At 59.5% G+C, this 18,525-nt stretch carries 17 protein-coding genes; 12 read left to right on the top strand and 5 right to left on the bottom strand.

From position 1 onward, the window contains the following. Position 1: 1 nt before the first annotated feature. The gene (gene uvrY / locus ACCD02_RS09305; RefSeq protein ID WP_413300624.1) at positions 2-646 is read right to left on the bottom strand and encodes a UvrY/SirA/GacA family response regulator transcription factor; all 645 of its coding nucleotides are present in this window, start codon (positions 644-646) and stop codon (positions 2-4) included. 174 nt (positions 647-820) lie between these two features. Further along, the gene (locus ACCD02_RS09300; protein WP_413300622.1) at positions 821-1,186 is read right to left on the bottom strand and encodes a helix-turn-helix domain-containing protein; all 366 of its coding nucleotides are present in this window, start codon (positions 1,184-1,186) and stop codon (positions 821-823) included. An 82-nt stretch (positions 1,187-1,268) separates the two neighbouring features. Here ACCD02_RS09300 and ACCD02_RS09295 point away from each other — a divergent pair, with 82 nt between their 5' ends. Beyond that, entirely contained in the window at positions 1,269-1,493 is a 225-nt protein-coding gene (locus ACCD02_RS09295) for a DNA-binding protein (RefSeq protein ID WP_413300620.1), read from the top strand. 19 nt (positions 1,494-1,512) lie between these two features. On the opposite strand, the gene ACCD02_RS09290 is transcribed toward ACCD02_RS09295, so the two are convergent. After that, on the bottom strand, positions 1,513-2,283 hold the full coding sequence (locus ACCD02_RS09290; RefSeq protein ID WP_413300844.1) for a carbon-nitrogen hydrolase family protein: 771 nt from the start codon (positions 2,281-2,283) through the stop codon (positions 1,513-1,515). Positions 2,284-2,919: 636 nt separating this feature from the next. Here ACCD02_RS09290 and ACCD02_RS09285 point away from each other — a divergent pair. From ACCD02_RS09285 to ACCD02_RS09245, 9 genes are all read left to right on the top strand, one after another. Then, positions 2,920-4,005 (top strand): 3-deoxy-7-phosphoheptulonate synthase, encoded by a 1,086-nt coding sequence (locus ACCD02_RS09285; protein WP_413300618.1) that lies wholly within the window; start codon positions 2,920-2,922, stop codon positions 4,003-4,005. 76 nt (positions 4,006-4,081) lie between these two features. Further along, the gene (locus ACCD02_RS09280; protein ID WP_039758565.1) at positions 4,082-4,363 is read left to right on the top strand and encodes a peptidylprolyl isomerase; all 282 of its coding nucleotides are present in this window, start codon (positions 4,082-4,084) and stop codon (positions 4,361-4,363) included. 326 nt (positions 4,364-4,689) lie between these two features. Next, positions 4,690-6,558: an extracellular solute-binding protein gene (locus ACCD02_RS09275; protein ID WP_413300616.1), complete on the top strand. Its 1,869-nt coding sequence runs from the start codon at positions 4,690-4,692 to the stop codon at positions 6,556-6,558. Then, the gene (locus tag ACCD02_RS09270) at positions 6,558-7,622 is read left to right on the top strand and encodes a microcin C ABC transporter permease YejB (RefSeq protein ID WP_413300614.1); all 1,065 of its coding nucleotides are present in this window, start codon (positions 6,558-6,560) and stop codon (positions 7,620-7,622) included. The genes ACCD02_RS09275 and ACCD02_RS09270 overlap by 1 nt, the downstream gene beginning before the upstream one ends. Beyond that, a complete protein-coding gene (locus ACCD02_RS09265) occupies positions 7,622-8,644 on the top strand; it encodes an ABC transporter permease (RefSeq protein ID WP_413300612.1) in 1,023 nt (340 codons plus the stop codon). The genes ACCD02_RS09270 and ACCD02_RS09265 overlap by 1 nt, the downstream gene beginning before the upstream one ends. A 12-nt stretch (positions 8,645-8,656) precedes the next feature. After that, the gene (locus ACCD02_RS09260) at positions 8,657-10,249 is read left to right on the top strand and encodes an ABC transporter ATP-binding protein (RefSeq protein WP_413300610.1); all 1,593 of its coding nucleotides are present in this window, start codon (positions 8,657-8,659) and stop codon (positions 10,247-10,249) included. Positions 10,250-10,286: 37 nt separating this feature from the next. Beyond that, complete coding sequence (locus ACCD02_RS09255) at positions 10,287-11,696, top strand: sigma-54 interaction domain-containing protein (RefSeq protein WP_413300608.1); 1,410 nt, start codon at positions 10,287-10,289, stop codon at positions 11,694-11,696. A gap of 299 nt (positions 11,697-11,995) precedes the next feature. Beyond that, positions 11,996-13,387: a GntP family permease gene (locus ACCD02_RS09250; RefSeq protein ID WP_413300606.1), complete on the top strand. Its 1,392-nt coding sequence runs from the start codon at positions 11,996-11,998 to the stop codon at positions 13,385-13,387. Positions 13,388-13,397: 10 nt separating this feature from the next. Continuing rightward, a complete protein-coding gene (locus tag ACCD02_RS09245) occupies positions 13,398-14,168 on the top strand; it encodes a 3-hydroxybutyrate dehydrogenase (protein ID WP_413300604.1) in 771 nt (256 codons plus the stop codon). A 120-nt stretch (positions 14,169-14,288) separates the two neighbouring features. Here ACCD02_RS09245 and ACCD02_RS09240 read toward each other — a convergent pair whose 3' ends face one another. Then, complete coding sequence (locus ACCD02_RS09240; RefSeq protein ID WP_413300602.1) at positions 14,289-15,458, bottom strand: PilT/PilU family type 4a pilus ATPase; 1,170 nt, start codon at positions 15,456-15,458, stop codon at positions 14,289-14,291. 130 nt (positions 15,459-15,588) lie between these two features. On the opposite strand from ACCD02_RS09240, the gene ACCD02_RS09235 reads away from it, so the two are divergent. After that, positions 15,589-15,864, top strand: a complete 276-nt coding sequence (locus ACCD02_RS09235) for a peptidylprolyl isomerase (RefSeq protein ID WP_037009819.1) — start codon at positions 15,589-15,591, stop codon at positions 15,862-15,864. A gap of 155 nt (positions 15,865-16,019) precedes the next feature. Here ACCD02_RS09235 and ACCD02_RS09230 read toward each other — a convergent pair whose 3' ends face one another. Then, positions 16,020-17,645 carry a methyl-accepting chemotaxis protein gene (locus tag ACCD02_RS09230; protein WP_413300600.1) on the bottom strand — a complete coding sequence of 542 codons (1,626 nt, stop codon included), beginning with the start codon at positions 17,643-17,645 and terminating at the stop codon, positions 16,020-16,022. Between the two features lie 605 nt (positions 17,646-18,250). Here ACCD02_RS09230 and ACCD02_RS09225 point away from each other — a divergent pair. Further along, complete coding sequence (locus ACCD02_RS09225; RefSeq protein WP_413300598.1) at positions 18,251-18,505, top strand: DUF1652 domain-containing protein; 255 nt, start codon at positions 18,251-18,253, stop codon at positions 18,503-18,505. Positions 18,506-18,525: the final 20 nt, after the last annotated feature.

Genomic DNA, 18,525 nt, shown 5'->3' with positions numbered 1-18,525 from the left:
TTCAGGCGCTGGCATCGACCATGCCGTGACGTACTGCCAACAAAGCCAGCTCGACATCACTGCTGATCGAGAGCTTTTCGAAGATGCGGTAACGGTAGGTATTCACGGTTTTGGGTGAAAGACACAACTTGTCGGAGATCGACTGGACCTTCTGGCAACCGACGATCATCAGGGCAATCTGGATTTCCCGCTCGGAGAGCAGATCGAACGGCGAGTTATTGACCTGGGGCTGGAAGGACTTGAGCGCGAGCTGCTGGGCGATCTGCGGGCTGATATAGCGCTGGCCGGCGAATACCAGGCGAATTGCCTGGACCATCTCGGCCAACCCTGCGCCCTTGGTCATGTAGCCTGCGGCCCCGGCCTGCAGCAGCCGGGTCGGAAACGGGTCTTCCTCGCATACAGTCACAGCCACCACCTTCATTTCGGGGTGGCTGCGCATGAGTTTCCGGGTAGCTTCAAGGCCGCCGATACCAGGCATCTTGACGTCCATCAGGACCACGTCGGGCTTGAGTTCCCGAGCCTTCTTCAACGACTCCTCACCCGACTCGGCCTGACCCACAACCTGCAAGCCGTCGATATCGGCGAGCATGCGCGTGATGCCAGTCCGAACAAGATCGTGATCATCGACAACCAGCACCTTAATCAAGCTGATACCTCACGAAACAGTCATACAAATGCCAATCACCTTAACAAAAACGATGAGCCAGACCTAGCACCTGACCGGATCCGGAACACAGCGATTTTCAAAAGCGCCGTGGGCACGCTATCACCATTGCTTCGTGTTGCCGAAAAATCTTTTTACAGACAGGGGTTTCCAGACTCAACTGCTTTCCGTTTTCTGCCTGCCCTTCACCGCATATGATCCTGAAAGCTCGGCCATCTTGACGGTCAGGCGCCGAATGGCGTCCTGGTCCTCCTGACCGAGGCTTCGATAGCTGCCGAGCACCTTTTCCTCGACGGCGCTGAGATTATCGACCGAGGTAGGGGTTTTGACTCCGGTAATCACGAATAATACATCCACTCCCTGGGCTGCGACGGCCGCCAGATAGTCGGCCTTGGGCGCGCGACCGCCGTTTTCATATTTGCCCTGGGCATTCGCCTCGACACCACCTATTTCGCCGAATGCTTTTTGAGACAACCCCAGGCGCTCTCTTTCCTGTCTTAATCGAAAACCAATTCCACTCATTTGAATGCATAATCCTATTGACCCAATCCTTATGAATGTTAGAATTGAGACGAAGCTAAACTGATTTGAACGGTTTTGAACTATGCCCGCAATACGTACCGCTGCACAAGCCAAGGCCTGGCTCGAACAACAGGGGAAATCTGTTCAAGAGTTTGCACGGGAAAATAAAATTGACCCTGCCACCACCTATCAGGTGCTGTCCGGGCGCAAGAAAGGCCGACGCGGCGAAGCCCATAAGGTGGCGGTGCTGCTGGGGATGAAAATCGGCATTATCCCGTCGGCCACCCCGGAAGAGCACGCGCAATAACGCTCATGGCCGAACAGCCTTAAAGGACCAGTTCGACCGTGCGCGCAGACCAACCCTGCGCGTCCCGCTCGACAATCAGCAGTAAATCGCCCGGGCCATTCGCCGCGCCCACTTGCGTACCGTCCTGCGCCCAGAAAGCGCTGCGCCCCGCCGACACCCAACCACCCGTGGCACCGCCATGATTGGCCATCAACACTGCCATGCCATGCTCTGCGGCATAACCTCGCAGTATCCGGCTATCGGTGGCATAACCGCCCTTGCTGACCAGCACACTGGCCATATAAAAGTCCGCCCCGGCGACTGCGGCTCGTCGTGCGTGGTCGGGTTCGCTGAAGTCGGCACACACCGCCATGGCCAGGCGCTCGTCACCCAGGGCCAATAGCGGCCCGCCCTGCCCCGGCGTATACGTCAGCTCTTCGCCTGGGTGCAGATGCTGCTTGGTATAAACGCTGATCCGGCCTGCGCCATCAATGATCAACGCGCCAATCAGGATTCTGTCATCGGCGGTCTTCAGCGGCCCCCCGACCACGGTGATCATGCCGCTCTGCGCCGCCAGCTCACGCAAGGGCAGCAGGCGTGCGTCGTCGCTGTCGATGGCCACTGCCCGGGCCAGTGACGACTCGTAGCCACTCAATGACAATTCGGGAAACATCAGAAACTGCACGCCCTGTTCGATGGCTGCCTGCATGAATTGCACATGACGTTGCACATTGGCCTGGATATCACCGGCGATGGACGTCGATTGCGCAGCGGCGATTTTCAATGCGGCGTTTTTTTCAGAAGGAAACACTGCGAGCTCCAGGGTGTTGGCCGAATCGGCGATGTTAAGGATCAACGTCGACTCGCACCAGTCCAGTCGCCCCAAGCCGGCCTTACCTAATCGCTACAATTGAAATTTCCAATTGAATCAAGGCATCGGCCTGAAGTAAGCTCAGTTCCACTCAACGGAGACACATGATGTCGCACACACTCCCTTCACAGCTGCTTCACCTCACCGACGCCCAGCGCCCGGTCTTGGCTGCTGCCTGGGAAACTGCGCAACCCGCTCCTGTTACCAGCTTTTATTTTGGGTATTGGTTTAGCCACTGGCGCGCCTGATACCTGAACGGCGCCCATAACCAAGGGGACGCCAACCAGAGAAAATCTCTACCCCCGGTCGGCTACCCGACCGGGGGTTTTGTTTTTTCAGGCCCCTTAAAACACGCATTGAATTGAACCGAATCGAGGAACACGACATGAACTACGCCACTTATTACCGCAACGACATCAGCTACGCCTGGCGATTTAGCAGCCTCCGTTCGGGACAGCCAGCCGCCTCCGATCGGTCACTGCCAGGTGGCAACTCACTTACAGCCAATGTGGCCAATTGTCGAACACCCCAGTAGGGCCTGAGCGGGAAGCACCCGCCAGCCCAGGAAGCCAGAACATGAATTCGTCCGTCGCCGTAAAATCATCGTCCGATCTGTCCGCGCACAACGTCACCCTGCTCGACAGCCTCCCGGCCCCGCAACGCCTGCCCAGCACCTTGCAACTCAAGACCCAGTTGCCCCTGGACGCTGCCCTGAATGGACAGGTTGCCGCCCACCGCCGCGCCGTACGCGCCATCCTTAACGGTGAAGACTCCCGTCTGCTGGTCGTCGTCGGCCCCTGCTCCATCCATGACCCGCAATCGGCTCTTGAATACGCCGACCGCCTGGCCGAACTGGCCGCCGAGGTCAGCGACCAGATGCTGCTGGTCATGCGCGCGTACATTGAAAAGCCCCGCACCACCGTGGGCTGGAAAGGCCTGGCCTACGATCCGCAGCTCGATGGCAGCGATGACATGGTCGGCGGCCTGACCCTGTCCCGTCAGTTGATGCGCGAAATGCTCCGTCGCGGCCTGCCGATTGCCAGCGAGTTGTTGCAACCCATGGCCGCCGGCTACTTCGACGACCTGCTGAGCTGGGTCGCCATTGGCGCGCGCACCACCGAATCGCAGATCCACCGGGAAATGGCCAGCGGCCTGGCCATGCCTGTGGGTTTCAAGAACGGTACCGACGGCGGCGTGACGGTGGCCAGCGATGCCATGCGCTCGGCCGCCCACCCGCACCGGCATTTCGGCGTCGACCGCCAGGGCCATCCGGCGATCATTGAAACCACCGGCAACCCGGACACCCATATCGTTCTACGCGGCGGCCACAGTGGCCCGAACTATGACCGTCAGAGCATTGCCCAGGTACGTGCCGGGCTGGAAAAGAATCGTATCGCCCCGCGGATAATGGTCGATTGCAGCCACGCGAACAGTGGCAAAGACCCGCTGCGTCAGCCACATGTGTTCAATGACGTGCTGGCCCAGCGTCTGGAAGGCGACAGCTCGTTGATCGGCATGATGCTGGAAAGCCATCTGTTCGAAGGCTGCCAGCCGTTGAGCGAGTCCCTGCAATACGGTGTTTCGGTGACCGATGGTTGCCTGGGCTGGGAGGGCACGGAACAGCTGCTGCGCGAGGCCGTGGACAAGCTGCGCTACAGGTAATCCTGAGTAACTAAACAGGAAAAGCCTGCCAGTATCCGGTAGGCTGTTTCTTTTTTTTGATAAGGAGATTTTTCCCATGGCTAAAGCCACTGCCCGCCACATCCTCGTTTCCTCGGAAGACAAGTGCAACGAACTCAAGGCACAGATCGAGGGCGGCGCTGATTTTGCCGAGGTTGCCAAAGCCAACTCCAGCTGCCCGTCCAGCCGTCAAGGCGGCGACCTGGGTTCGTTCGGTCCCGGCCAGATGGTCAAGGAATTCGATACCGTAGTCTTCAGTGCACCGATCAATGTCGTGCAAGGTCCGGTCAAGACCCAGTTCGGTTATCACTTGCTGGAAGTGACCAGCCGTCAGGACTGAATCCCGACGCGGCAACAGTGAAACCCCGCAAACGGCTCGCCTTCAGGCGGGCCGTTTGTGTTTGCGCGGCAGTATTTCGGGGCCAGACGCCATTCAGGCAAGCAAATTGCTGAGAATTGCCCAATTCGCTGTTTGTGCTACTGCCAACACCCTGCCATCTTGATCACGCATCCTCCACACGCAGCATGCGGTTACAAATGTACCCAGCTTCCGGTACCTTGGCAGCACAGGTAATGACAAGTAGACATTGGCAGTCGAAAGGCGTGTTTCTTTATTGGCCCCATACCCCTGATATCCGCGTACGGCTATCAGTCAGGATTCGAGTAATGCGTTTTGTTTTTTCATCGCTGATCGCTGTAACGCTGACGCTGGCTTCGGCTTTTCAATCCTTGTCCGCCGCCCCACAACATGCCCTGACCGTCTACGGTGAAGCGCCCCGCTACCCGGCGGATTTCCGGCATTTCGATTATGTGAACCCTGATGCGCCAAAAGGCGGCACGATGCGACGTTCGGCACAGGAAATCGGTCAATTCGACCACCTGATGCCCTATACCGACAAGGGCACGGGCGTAGCCCAGATCAGCGGCATGGTCTATTCGCCTCTCGCGGTGCGCTCCCTCGACGAGCCCTACACCGTATATGGTCTGGTCGCAGAGAAAATGGAACGCGGCGCCGACGGTCTGTCCCTGCGCTTCTATATCAATCCCAAGGCGCGCTTTGCCGATGGCACGCCCATCACCGCCGAAGACGTGCGCTACACCTACGATTTGCTGATGACCCAGGGCAGCATGCAGTACCGTACCGAATTCGAAGCGGTGAAGAACGTTGAAGTCGAGTCGCCATCGCGGATCCGCTTCGATTTCAAGAACAGCGAGAACCGCACCCTGCCCCTGGACCTGGCGTCCTTGCCAGTATTCCCCGAGCACTGGTGGAAAAGCCGTGATTTTGCCGGTGGCGGTGGCTTCGAAATTCCCCTGGGCAGCGGCCCTTACAAGGTGGCCAAGGTCGATCCCGGACGCACTATCACCTTTACCCGCGACCCGGACTGGTGGGGCAAGGACCTGCCGGTCAATCGCGGCTTTTATAACTTCAATGAATTCAGCGTCGAATATTTCGGCGATACCGACGTCGCCCGCCAGTTGCTCAAGGGCGGCGCCTACGACTACAACCGCGAGTATTCCGCCACCGGCTACTCGATCCGCTACGACGGCCCGGCCTTGAGCGAAGGCAGGCTGCAAAAGGCCCACCTGGCCAAGGGTGCGGTGCAGAGCTCGCAAGGTTTCGTGTTCAATCTCGACCGTCCGGTGTTCCAGGACCGCCGCGTGCGTGAGGCGCTGTCACTGTTGTGGGACTTCGAATGGACCAACCGGCAGATGATGCGCAATATGTACATTCGCCAGAACAGCTACTTCTCCAACTCGCCGCTGGCGGCCAGCGAATTGCCTACCCCCGCCGAACTGGCAATCCTTGAACCCCTGCGTGGCAGTGTGCCGCCCGAGGTGTTCAACAAGGTGTTCCATATTTCCAGGACCGACGGCAGCGGCCTGATTCGCGATAAACAGCTGCAAGCCCTGGCCCTGTTGGAGGAAGCCGGCTGGATGCCCAAGGGCGATGAGCTGGTCAACGACAAGGGCGAAGCCCTGAGCTTTACCTTCCTCAACGGCCAGGCCGGTTTCGAACGCCTGTTGCTGCCGTACAAACGCACCCTGGCGCAAATCGGCATCCACTTCGATATTCGCCGCATCGACGCCGCGCAGTACCTGAACCGCGTCATGGCCCGGGACTACGACATGATCGTCACCGGCTATTCGGTGTCGTCCTCCCCCGGCTCCGAGCTGTTCAACAACTTCGGTTCGAAAGTCGCCCGCGATCCCGGCTCCAGCAACTACATGGTCTTGCAGAACCCGGCCGTGGACAGCCTGATCGCCGGGCTGGTCAAGGCTGACAACAAGAACGAGATGGTCAACTACGCCCATTGCCTGGATCGCGTGCTGCAGTGGGGCTACTACTGGATTCCCAACTACTACCCGCCCGGTTCCTCCACCGTGTGGTGGAACCGTTTCGGCATTCCGAAGACCCAGGCCGCCAATGGCGAGGCCATCGACACCTGGTGGGAGGTCAGCCCGACCCCGCTGACCAATGAAGAGTTTGCCGCCAGGCGCGGCGCCTCAGCCCTTGTTTCGGAGATGCAGTGATGCTCGGTTATCTATTGCGCAGGCTGCTGCTGATCATCCCGACCCTGCTGTGCATTCTGCTGGTCAACTTCTTTATCGTGCAGGCCGCGCCGGGCGGTCCAGTGGAGCAAGCCATCGCCCGTCTGCAAGGGATAGGCGGTGCCATGGCACCCGGCGCGGCGCCAGCGGAATCCATGAACACCCAATCCCGCGCCGCCCGAGGTCTGGACCCCAAGCTGATCAAGGAAATCGAACACCAATACGGCTTCGACAAGCCCTTGCACGAACGCCTGTGGCTGATGCTGAAGAACTATGCGCAGCTGGACTTTGGTAACAGCTTCTTTCGTGGCGCCAAGGTCACCGATTTGATCAAACAGAAGATGCCGGTATCCATCTCTCTCGGGCTGTGGGCCACGCTGCTGACCTATCTGGTATCTATCCCTCTGGGGATTCGCAAGGCGGTCAAACACGGCAGCCATTTCGATATCTGGAGCAGCACGGCAATCATCATCGGCTACGCCATGCCGGCGTTCCTGTTCGCCATGCTGCTGATCGTGGTCTTTGCCGGTGGCACCTGGCTCAACTGGTTTCCGGTACGCGGTCTGGTCTCGGAAAACTTCGACACACTCTCGACCACCGGCAAGGTCGCCGACTATTTCTGGCATCTGGTATTGCCGGTTTCAGCCCTGGTCATCGGCGGTTTCGCCACCCTGACCATCCTGACCAAGAACTCCTTCCTCAATGAAATCACCCGCCAATACGTGGTCACTGCCCGGGCCAAGGGCATGACCGAACGCCGGGTGTTGTATGGCCATGTGTTCCGCAACGCCATGCTGCTGGTGGTTTCCGGCATACCCCAAGCGTTTATCAGTGTGTTCTTTGCCGGTTCCCTGCTGATCGAAGTAATTTTCTCCCTCGATGGACTTGGTCGCATGAGCTACGAAGCCGCCGTTTCCCGGGATTATCCCGTGGTGTTCGGTTCGCTGTTTATCTTCACCCTGTTCGGCCTGCTGATAAAACTGGTGGGCGATATCTGTTACACCCTGGTCGACCCGCGAATCGACTTCAGCGCGAGGAACGCCTGATGTCCGAGTTGTCTCCGCTGGCCCGTCGCCGTTTCGAACGCTTTCGCAATAACCGCCGTGGCTGGTGGTCGCTATGGCTGTTCTGCCTTCTGTTTTTGCTGAGCCTGGGCGGCGAGTTGATCGCCAACGACAAGCCACTGGTGGTCAGCTATCACGGCTCCCTGTACTTCCCGGCGCTCAAGCGTTACACCGAGCAGGAGTTTGGCGGGCAACTGCCGTTCCAGCCAGACTACCGCAGCGAATATGTACACCAGTTGATCACCAAGGATGGCGGCTGGATGCTGTTCCCGCCGATTCCGTTCAGCGACGACACACCCAACTACGACTTGTCCGGCCCGGCGCCGAGCCCGCCCACCACCACCAACTGGCTGGGCACCGACGACCAGGCCCGGGACGTACTGGCCCGAGTGATCTTTGGCGCGCGGGTGTCGATCCTGTTTGCCCTCGCCCTGACCGCCATCAGCGCTCTGATCGGCATCGCCGCCGGTGCCCTGCAAGGCTACTACGGCGGCTGGGTCGACCTGATCGGCCAGCGCCTGCTGGAAGTCTGGTCCGGGTTGCCGGTGCTGTACCTGCTGATCATTCTCTCGGGCTTCGTTGAACCGAACTTCTGGTGGCTGCTGGGCATCATGGCGCTGTTCTCCTGGCTGGCCCTGGTCGACGTGGTACGCGCCGAGTTCCTGCGTGGCCGCAACCTGGAATACGTCAAGGCCGCCCGGGCCCTGGGCCTGGATGACCGCAAGGTGATCCTGCGGCACATCCTGCCCAACGCCATGAATGCGACCCTGAGCTACCTGCCGTTTATTCTCACCGGTGCCATTTCCACCCTCACCGCCCTGGATTTCCTCGGCTTCGGCATGCCGGCGGGCAGCGCGTCCCTGGGTGAGCTGATAGGCCAGGGCAAACAGAACCTGCAGGCACCGTGGCTGGGTCTGACAGCGTTCTTTACCCTGGCGCTGATCCTGTCGCTGTTGGTTTTCATTGGCGAGGCGCTCCGTGACGCCTTTGATCCGAGGTCCTGAATGTCGGACGACATGAACGAAAACGCAGAAAACCTGATCGAGATCCGCAACCTCGACGTGGCATTCAGTGGGCAGACGGTGGTCAAGGACCTGTGCCTGGATATCCGCGCCGGTGAATGCCTGGCGCTGGTTGGCGAGTCGGGTTCCGGCAAGTCGGTAACCGCCCATTCGATCCTGCAACTGCTGCCCCAGAACGGTACCGTCAGCACCGGTAGCATCCGCTATCGCGGCCAGCAACTGCTGGGCGCCGACGCTCGCACCCTGCGTCAGCTGCGCGGCAACCGCATAGCCATGATCTTCCAGGAGCCGATGACCTCCCTGAATCCGTTGCATACGGTGTCCAAGCAGATTGGCGAAACCCTCCTGCTGCACCGTGGCCTGAGCGGCAAGGCGGCGCAGAAGCGCATCCTCGAATTGCTCGAACTGGTGGGCATCCAGCATCCGCAAAAACGTCTCAAGGCTTATCCCCACGAGCTGTCCGGCGGCCAGCGGCAACGGGTGATGATCGCCATGGCCCTGGCCTGCGAACCGGAGCTGCTGATTGCCGACGAGCCGACCACGGCCCTGGACGTCACCGTGCAGCGCAAGATCCTGCTGTTGCTCAAGGAACTGCAACAGCGCCTGAACATGTCACTGCTGCTGATCAGCCATGACCTCAATCTGGTGCACAGTGTGGCCCAGCGGGTCTGCGTGATGCGTGCCGGCGAAATCGTCGAGCAGTCCAATTGCCATCTGCTGTTCAAGCAGCCGCAACACCCCTACAGCCGCCTGCTCCTGGACGCCGAACCCGCAGGCGAACCACTGCCACGAGACAGCCGCGAGAAAGTCCTGGAAGTGGACAATCTGCGGGTCTGGTTCTCCCTGGGCGGCGGCATCCTGCGGCGGCACAAGGAATATCTCAAGGCAGTCGACGACATCAGCCTGAGCATCGAGCGCGGCAAAACCCTGGGCATCGTCGGCGAATCCGGCTCCGGCAAATCGACACTTGGTCAGGCAATCCTGCGCCTGCTGGCCTCGCGTGGCAGTATTCGCTTTCAGGGGCAGTCTCTGGACTGTCTCAACCAGAAGCAAATGCGCCCCTGGCGCAAGCAGATGCAGGTGGTGTTTCAGGATCCTTACGGCAGCCTCAGCCCACGCATGTCCGTGGCGCAGATCATCAGCGAAGGCCTGGAAGTGCATAGTCAGCTGACACCGGGGCAATGCGAGATCGAGGTGATTCGCGTCCTCGAAGAAGTCGGCATCGACCCACAGAGCCGTCACCGTTACCCCCACGAATTTTCCGGGGGCCAGCGTCAGCGGATCGCCATTGCCCGGGCCCTGGTGCTCAAACCGGCGCTGATCCTGCTGGACGAGCCGACCTCGGCTCTGGATCGTACCGTACAGAAACAAGTTGTAGCTCTGCTGCGTCAGCTTCAGGAAAAACACGGCCTGACGTACCTGTTTATCAGCCATGACCTGGCGGTTGTCCGCGCCCTGGCCCACGACCTGATCGTGGTCAAGGACGGTAAAGTGGTTGAACGTGGTGCCAGTCACGATGTATTCGACGCACCGCAACACCCTTACACCAAGGAGCTGCTGGCCGCCGCGCATCCGGGTTTCAACTGATCCGCAGCGGCATTCACGCCAGGTAACGGAAGACCTTATGAACGACGACAACCTCAAGGACTATCGCCGGGTACGGCAGTTGGCGATACGTTCATTGTTCGAGATCATCGAGCAATCCAGCGAAGGCACAGTCATCGTCGACAAAGATGCACGGATTGTCTGGATCAACGAGCGCTATGCCCGGCGCTTCGGCCTGCAAGATGCTTCCCTGGCAGTGGGCCAGCCCTGTGAAAAGGTCATCCCCGGCAGCCTGCTGCGTCAGGTGGTAAATGATGGTCGGCCGATCCTGCTGGACATGATGGACACCACCAAGGACCCGCTGGTGGTCATGCGCCTGCCGATCCAGGACGCGGCCGGCGCGGTGATCGGCGCCATCGGTTTTGCCCTGTTCGATGAGCTGCATGCCCTGTCCCCCTTGCTCAAACGTTTCCAGAGCATGCAGCAGGAACTGGCCTCGACCCGCTCACTGCTGCGCGCCCGTCAGGCCAAGTACAGCTTTGCCCACTTTATCGGTACCAGCGCTGCCAGCCTGGAGGTCAAGCGCCGGGCCCGGCGGGGTGCCAGCGCCGACTCACCGGTGCTTTTGCTCGGCGAAACCGGCACCGGCAAGGAACTGCTCGCCCACGCCATCCACAGCGCCTCGCCCCGGGCACATAAGGCGTTTGTCAGCATCAACAGCGCGGCCATTCCCGAAGCCCTGCTCGAAGCCGAATTCTTCGGCACTGCCCCCGGCGCCTTTACCGGTGCCGAGCGCAAGGCCAAACCTGGCAAATTGCAACTGGCCCAGGGCGGCACGCTGTTTCTCGATGAGATCGGCGATATGCCCCTGCCGCTGCAAAGCAAACTGCTCCGCGTCTTGCAGGAAAAGGAGTACGAAGCCGTAGGTTCCAATGAACTGGTGCAGAGCGATATACGAGTGATCGCCGCCACCTCTATCGATCTGGAAGCCGCCATCAAACGCGGCGCGTTCCGTGCGGACCTGTATTACCGCTTGAGCGTGCTGCCGATTCAGGTGCCGCCCCTGCGCGAGCGTCTGGACGACCTGCCTGCGCTCAGCGAAGCCATTCTTGAAGAGCTGCGCAGTCAGCATGAGTTGCACCCCGCCGCTCTGGCCCTGCTGGCGCAGCATGCCTGGCCGGGCAATATCCGTGAGCTGCGCAACGTACTGGAACGGGCGGCCCTGCTCAGCGATGAACCTATACTCGACGTGCGCGCCATCCGCACCGCCATCGGCCCCTTGAGCCCGCTGGCGACGTCGCCGGAGCAGGCACTGCCGCAGCACTTCGAAACCTTCAGCCAGGCCCGGCAGCGCTTCGACCGGCACTTGATCGAAGCCACTTTGCTGCAGTGCGCAGGGAATGTCGGCCAGGCCGCCAGCCAACTGGGGCTCGGGCGTTCGACGCTGTACAAGAAGATGGCGGCGCTGGGGATGGCGGAGTCTCAATAAAGAGACTTTTTTCTCGAAATATGGACTGCCTGCAGGAGTGGGGCTTGCCCGCGAAGACATCGGTACATCCGCTATATTTTCAGGGAGCTGATTATCGCTATCGCGGGCAAGCTACTCTCCTGCGGCTCCTACACGACAGCGCCAGTCTCAATTTCGAGACAACATCCTGTTCCCCGATCAATAAAACAAAATTAAATCATTAAAAATCAATCAGTTAACAAACTGGCACAAAACCCGCTATACCCAGTGTGCGGCCCACCCGCGACCAAAAAACAATAACAACACTGGAGATACCCCCGATGAGTGTCATCATCGCCCTGGCAGCCCTCGCCTTGCTCATGCTGGCGGCCTACCGTGGTTACAGCGTCATCCTCTTTGCCCCCATTGCGGCCCTCGGCGCGGTCCTGTTGACCGACCCGGCTGCTGTCGCCCCTGCTTTCACGGGGGTGTTCATGGACAAAATGGTCGGCTTCATCAAGCTGTACTTTCCGGTGTTTCTGCTTGGCGCCGTATTCGGCAAGCTGATCGAGCTGTCCGGTTTTTCCCGCTCCATCGTCGCTGCAGCCATCCGCCTGCTCGGTACCCGCCAGGCGATGCTGGTGATCGTGCTGGTCTGTGCGCTGCTGACCTACGGCGGCGTTTCGCTGTTCGTCGTGGTCTTCGCGGTCTACCCGTTTGCCGCAGAAATGTTCCGCCAGAGCAATATCCCCAAGCGCCTGATTCCGGCGACCATCGCCCTCGGCGCGTTTTCCTTCACCATGGACGCCCTGCCCGGCACCCCGCAGATCCAGAACATCATCCCCACTACCTTCTTCAATACCACCGCCTGGGCGGCGCCATGGCTGGGGCTGATCGGCACGCTGTTCGTGGTCTGCGCAGGCCTGTTGTATCTGCAGCGCCAGCGCAACAAGGCCCAGCGTTCCGGCGAGGGCTATGGCACCGAGCTGCGCAACGAGCCGGAAACCGCCGAAGACATCAAACTGCCCAACCCCTGGATCGCCTTGTCGCCACTGGTGCTGGTCGGGGTCATGAACCTGCTGTTCACTCACTGGATTCCCCAGTGGTACGGCAAGACTCACACCCTGGCATTGCCCGGCATGGCCGCGCCAATTCAGACCGAAGTGGGCAAGGTCACGGCAATCTGGGCCGTGGAAGCGGCGCTGCTGGTCGGCATCCTCATCGTACTGGCGTTCGGCTTCTCGGCCATTCGCAACAAACTTGCCGAAGGCACCAAAAGCGCGGTCGGTGGTGCACTGCTGGCGGCCATGAACACCGCCTCGGAATACGGTTTCGGCGCAGTGATCGCGTCCCTGCCCGGCTTTCTCGTGCTGGCCGATGCGCTGAAAAGCATTCCCAACCCGCTGGTCAACGAGGCGATTACCGTCACCCTGCTGGCCGGGATCACCGGTTCTGCCTCGGGGGGCATGAGCATTGCTCTGGCAGCCATGTCCGACACCTTCATCAGCGCCGCTCACGCGGCCAATATCCCCATGGAAGTACTGCACCGCGTCGCCGCCATGGCCAGCGGCGGCATGGATACGCTGCCGCACAATGGCGCAGTCATCACCCTGCTGGCTGTTACCGGCCTGACCCACCGCGAGGCTTATCGCGACATTTTCAGCATCACCATCATCAAGACCCTGGCCGTTTTCGTGGTCATCGGCACTTTCTACGCCACCGGCATTGTTTGAGGAACTGCATATGAGTCTGCACGGCAAAACCGCACTGGTTACCGGCTCCACCAGCGGCATTGGCCTGGGTATCGCCCTGAGCCTGGCCAAGGCCGGCGCCAACCTGATTCTCAACGGCTTTGGCGACGCCTCGGCAGCACTGGCGCAAGTCCAGGCCTTTGGGGTCAAGGCCGGCCATCACCCTGCGGATGTCAGCAAGGCTGAGCAGATCGCCGACATGGTCGCCTACGCCGAACGCGAGTTCGGCGGCGTGGATATCCTGGTCAATAACGCCGGTATCCAGCATGTCGACGCGGTCGAGGACTTCCCCGTGGAACGCTGGGATTCAATCATCGCCATCAACCTGTCGTCGGTGTTCCACAGCACGCGCCTGTGCCTGCCCGGCATGCGCAGCAGGAACTGGGGACGGATCATCAATATCGCCTCGGTGCACGGCCTGGTCGGCTCCACGGGCAAAGCGGCCTATGTCGCGGCCAAGCACGGGGTCATCGGCCTGACCAAGGTGGTCGGCCTGGAAACTGCGACTACGCCCATCACCTGCAACGCCATCTGCCCCGGCTGGGTGCTGACCCCGCTGGTGCAGCAACAGATCGACGCCCGGGGCGCGGCCACGGGAGATCTGGAACAGGCGAAGAATGAACTGCTGGCCGAGAAACAGCCCTCACTGGAGTTTGTCACGCCGTCGCAACTGGGTGAACTGGTGCTGTTCCTCGCCAGCGACGCCGGCAGCCAGGTGCGCGGGGCGGCGTGGAATGTGGATGGAGGGTGGCTGGCGCGCTAAGGCGCGGACCTGGATTTGTAGGAGCTGCCGAAGGCTGCGATAGCGGTCTATCAGGTAGAACCCATTCGCTGCCTTCGGCAGCTCCTACAGATATCAATTCAGAATCGAAATGAATCTGGCCTACCGCTCCAGCCCATCATTCTCACCCACCAGGCCCCAATCCGCCGAGTTGATATCGGTGGCGGCACGGGGCGCTCGCGGCGCTGCGGTCATGGTCGGTTTAACCCCGCCTTCGGTGTGCAACTTCAGGCGCAGGCGGACGTTGTTGGCCGAGTCGGCATTCTTCAGCGCCTCTTCTTCGCTGATCGCGCCCTCCACCACCAGGTCGAACAGCGCGCTGTCGAAGGTCTGCATGCCCATGATCGAAGACTTTTCCATCAGCGCCTTGAGCTCACCGAATTCGTTGCGCTGAATGAAGTCGCGCACCGTCGGCGTACCCATCATTACTTCCACTGCTGCCCGGCGCGAGCCGTCATGGGTCTTGACCAGGCGTTGGGAAACAAAGGCCTTGAGGTTGTTGCCCAGGTCATGCAACAGCTGCGGGCGGCGTTCTTCCGGGAAGAAGTTGATGATGCGGTCCAGGGCCTGGTTGGCGTTATTGGCGTGCAGAGTGGAAATCGCCAGGTGGCCGGTGTCGGCAAACGCCAGGGCGTGCTCCATGGTTTCCCGGTCGCGGATCTCGCCGATCAGGATCACATCTGGTGCCTGGCGCAGAGTGTTTTTCAGCGCCGCATGGAAACTGCGGGTATCCACGCCGACTTCGCGCTGATTGATGATGGATTTCTTGTGCCGATGAATGTATTCAACCGGGTCTTCGATGGTAATGATGTGGCCGCTGGCGTGACGGTTGCGGTAGTCGATCAGCGACGCCAGGGAAGTGGATTTACCCGAGCCGGTGGCGCCGACAAACAGCACCAGGCCGTGCTTCTCCATGATCACGTCGAGCAGGATAGGTGGCAGGTGCAGGTCTTCGAAGCGCGGAATGTCGAGCTTGATATTGCGCGCGACGATAGACACTTCGTTGCGCTGCATGAAGATATTGATCCGGAACCGACCGATACCGGCCAGGGACACCGCCAGATTCATCTCCAGTTCGCGGTGGAACTCGGCCCGCTGCTCTTCATCCATGAGGTTCTCGGCAATGACCGCCACCTCACCGGGCTTGAGTTTGTCGGTGCCGACCGGGCGCAGGACGCCATTGAACTTCGCGCAGGGTGGTGCGCCGGTGGAAAGATAGAGGTCCGATCCATCCTGGCTGGCCAGAACCTTCAACAACGCCGGAAAATCCATAAACAACACCACAGAGATAAATGAGAAAGTCGTTGATCGTTACAACACCCACGCCCGACGACTGTGATGGACGCGCCTCGACGTGACATCCGGCATAATGGCAGCCTTTTTTGACTGGCGATATTACGAAATGAAAGCCCAGGCTAGACACATTCTGGTGAAAACCGCCGAAGAAGCGGAACAGCTCAAGCAACGCATCGCCAAGGGTGAGGCCTTCGATGTGCTGGCAAAAAAATACTCCACCTGCCCGTCCGGCAAACGCGGTGGCGACCTGGGTGAAGTACGGCCCGGCCAGATGGTCGGCGCCATCGACCAGGTAATCTTCAAAAAGCCCCTGCGCACGGTGCACGGGCCGGTCAAGAGCAAATTCGGTTATCACCTGGTTCAGGTTTTTTATCGGGATTGATCCAACACCGCGATACCTTCTGAATCAAACACACTCCGTGGGAGCGAATTAATTAGCGAAAGCAGTATTTCAGACGACAGAAATTCGTCGGATGTACTGGCGCATTCGCGAATGAATTCGCTCCCACAGATTCACTCTCGTCCTGGTCGATAGCGTCAAATCACAAATTTCGACACCATCACGTTGAGATCCACCGCAAGGCGCGAAAGTTCATGGCTTGCTGCGCTGGTCTGGTTGGCCCCCGCCGCCGACTGCGCCGCCAGATCACGGATATTGACCAGGTTGCGGTCCACCTCACGGGACACCTGGGCCTGTTCTTCGGAGGCGCTGGCGATCACCAGGTTGCGCTCGTTGATCTGGGAAATGGCGTCGGTAATCTGCTCCAGAGCCTCACCGGCCGCACGGGCCAGGGTCAGGGTGGCCTGGGTGCGCTGAGTGCTGCTGGCCATGGACTCCACCGCACCGCCGGTGCCGGCCTGAATGCCGGCAACCATTTGTTCAATTTCCTGAGTCGATTGCGCCGTGCGATGAGCCAGGGCACGCACTTCATCCGCTACTACGGCAAAGCCCCGGCCCGCCTCACCCGCCCGCGCCGCCTCAATGGCCGCGTTCAGAGCCAGCAGGTTGGTCTGTTCGGCAATGGAGCGAATCACGTCCAGTACCTTGCCAATATCCCGCCCCTGGGTCGCCAGGCCTTCTACCAGGCCGGAGGTGGCGTGAATGTCCTGGGCCATGGACTGGATCGACTTGACCGTCTCAAGCACCTTGTCACGGCCCTGGCGCGCGGTCTGGTTGGATTGTTGCGACGCCTCGGACGTCGATACGGCATTACGCGCCACTTCTTCGACCGCCGCGGTCATTTCGTTGACCGCCGTGGCCGCCTGCTCGATTTCGTCGTTCTGCTGTTGCAACCCGCGTGAAGACTCCTCCGTCACCGCACTAAGCTCGGTGGCCGCCGACGCCAACTGCGTGGCTGAACCGGAGATCTGCTCGATGGTCCGGCGCAGATTGCCTTGCATGACCGTCAACGCGGCAAGCAGACGCGCGGGCTCATCGCCGCCGTCGACTTCGATTCGCCGGGTCAGATTGCCTTCGGAAATCGCCTCGGCGGCACGCAATGCCCGTTCCAGCGGCACAACAATGCTGCGGGTCAGGATCCAGGCCAGCAGAACGGTCAACACGACTGCCAGGGCGCAGACGCCGATAATCGCCAGATTGGCCCGATCATAATTGCCACCGGCTTCGACAGACGCCTGCCTGGCCCCGGCTTTATTGATTGCGACCAGTTTATTAAGTTGTTCGCCCATCAAGTCGGTGTGATCTTTCAATCGCGTATTGATGAGAGTTCTCATCTCTTCCAGCTTGTCCTGATGGGACAATTCCAGAACCTGCTGCTGGATCGCCAAATAGCTTTTCAGCGTCGCATCGAATTGTCGGGTGACTTCCTTTTCTTCGCCATCGGAAGGCAAGGCCTCATAACTTTCCGTCGCCTTCTGCAACTTGCCAATCAATTCACGGATGCGCTCATCCGTTTGCCGCAGGGCGTCAGGCTCGCGATTGATCAGCGTACGGAAGGCGGTAATGCGCAGGCGCAGGGCATTTTCGGTCATGTCGCCCAAAAAACCGATGCTGGGCAGCATGTTGGTGTCCATATCGGTAGTGGCCTGGCGAATCATTGACATCCGGTTGACCGCAAAAACCCCCAGCGCAATCACCAGCAAGGCGATGAAGGCAAACCCCAGGAATGCACGCGGCGCGATATTCATATTGCGTATCGACATGGCATCGGTCTCTTCAGAAATTCACAGAGAGCATCCGTGCAACAATCAGAGTGGAGGGTCTCGAAGCCCTCTCGATCATGCAAGCGCGACTGTCAAGAAAGTCCCCGGCGCTCTAATACCTTTATCGGCCACTCTTGAAACTTCCTCCAGTCAAAATATAAATATATTTTTTGACGTCAATTTACTCCAATAACTCCGCTAAAAAGTATTAATGCTTAGGCCGTCTTTAGTTGAACCTCATAAAGTTGGCAAGCCGCCTGTCAAGCGCGCAAACGATCAACCTGAGAAAATTTCTTCCCCCCTGTACGCCTGTGGCTAAACGCCATATCTGCGACTAAAAAGCAAAAAAATCTTTGCCTGCCCCCTTAAATAACCGCCAGGAATAAAGGAGTTGACGCACGTCAAGAAAATGAGATTTTTTTCATTGAACGAGTGGAATTCTTTCTGATATACCTTTTCCGGTGCTACGTTTAGTTTCCATCCGGTCTGATCAGATTCGCGCTTTGGCCAAAGGCCAGGTGGGGTGTCTGGCAGATCGCGCCTTTCGTTATTGGAGCTCGTAAATTGTTCGATTGAATTCAGAAGGTGGGCCCATGAATAGAGCCATGAGTAAAGTCACGTTCCCCAACGCCTGTCAGCTGATGCGCTGGTATTTCCATCCGGTGGGCTTCGAAGCCAACATGGATGCTCCCAGTAGCATGGTGGCGCGACTTTTCGATCGAGCCAGCGGCGAGACCCTCATAGCCATTGCCGGCCTGCCCTGTTCAACCGTGATGAATGCCTCCGACGTCGAAGTCATTATCGAAGCCATAGAAGCCGAGCTGGAACTCTTCCCCTCCCAGACCGCCCGGATTTCCTGAGCTCCGGGCGTAGCGAAAGG

Source organism: Pseudomonas sp. Pseusp88, from assembly GCF_047303955.1.
Classification (GTDB): Bacteria; Pseudomonadota; Gammaproteobacteria; order Pseudomonadales; family Pseudomonadaceae; genus Aquipseudomonas.
The sequence above is the reverse complement of the archived record's forward strand: the minus strand, read 5'-3'. Positions and strand labels throughout refer to the sequence as shown.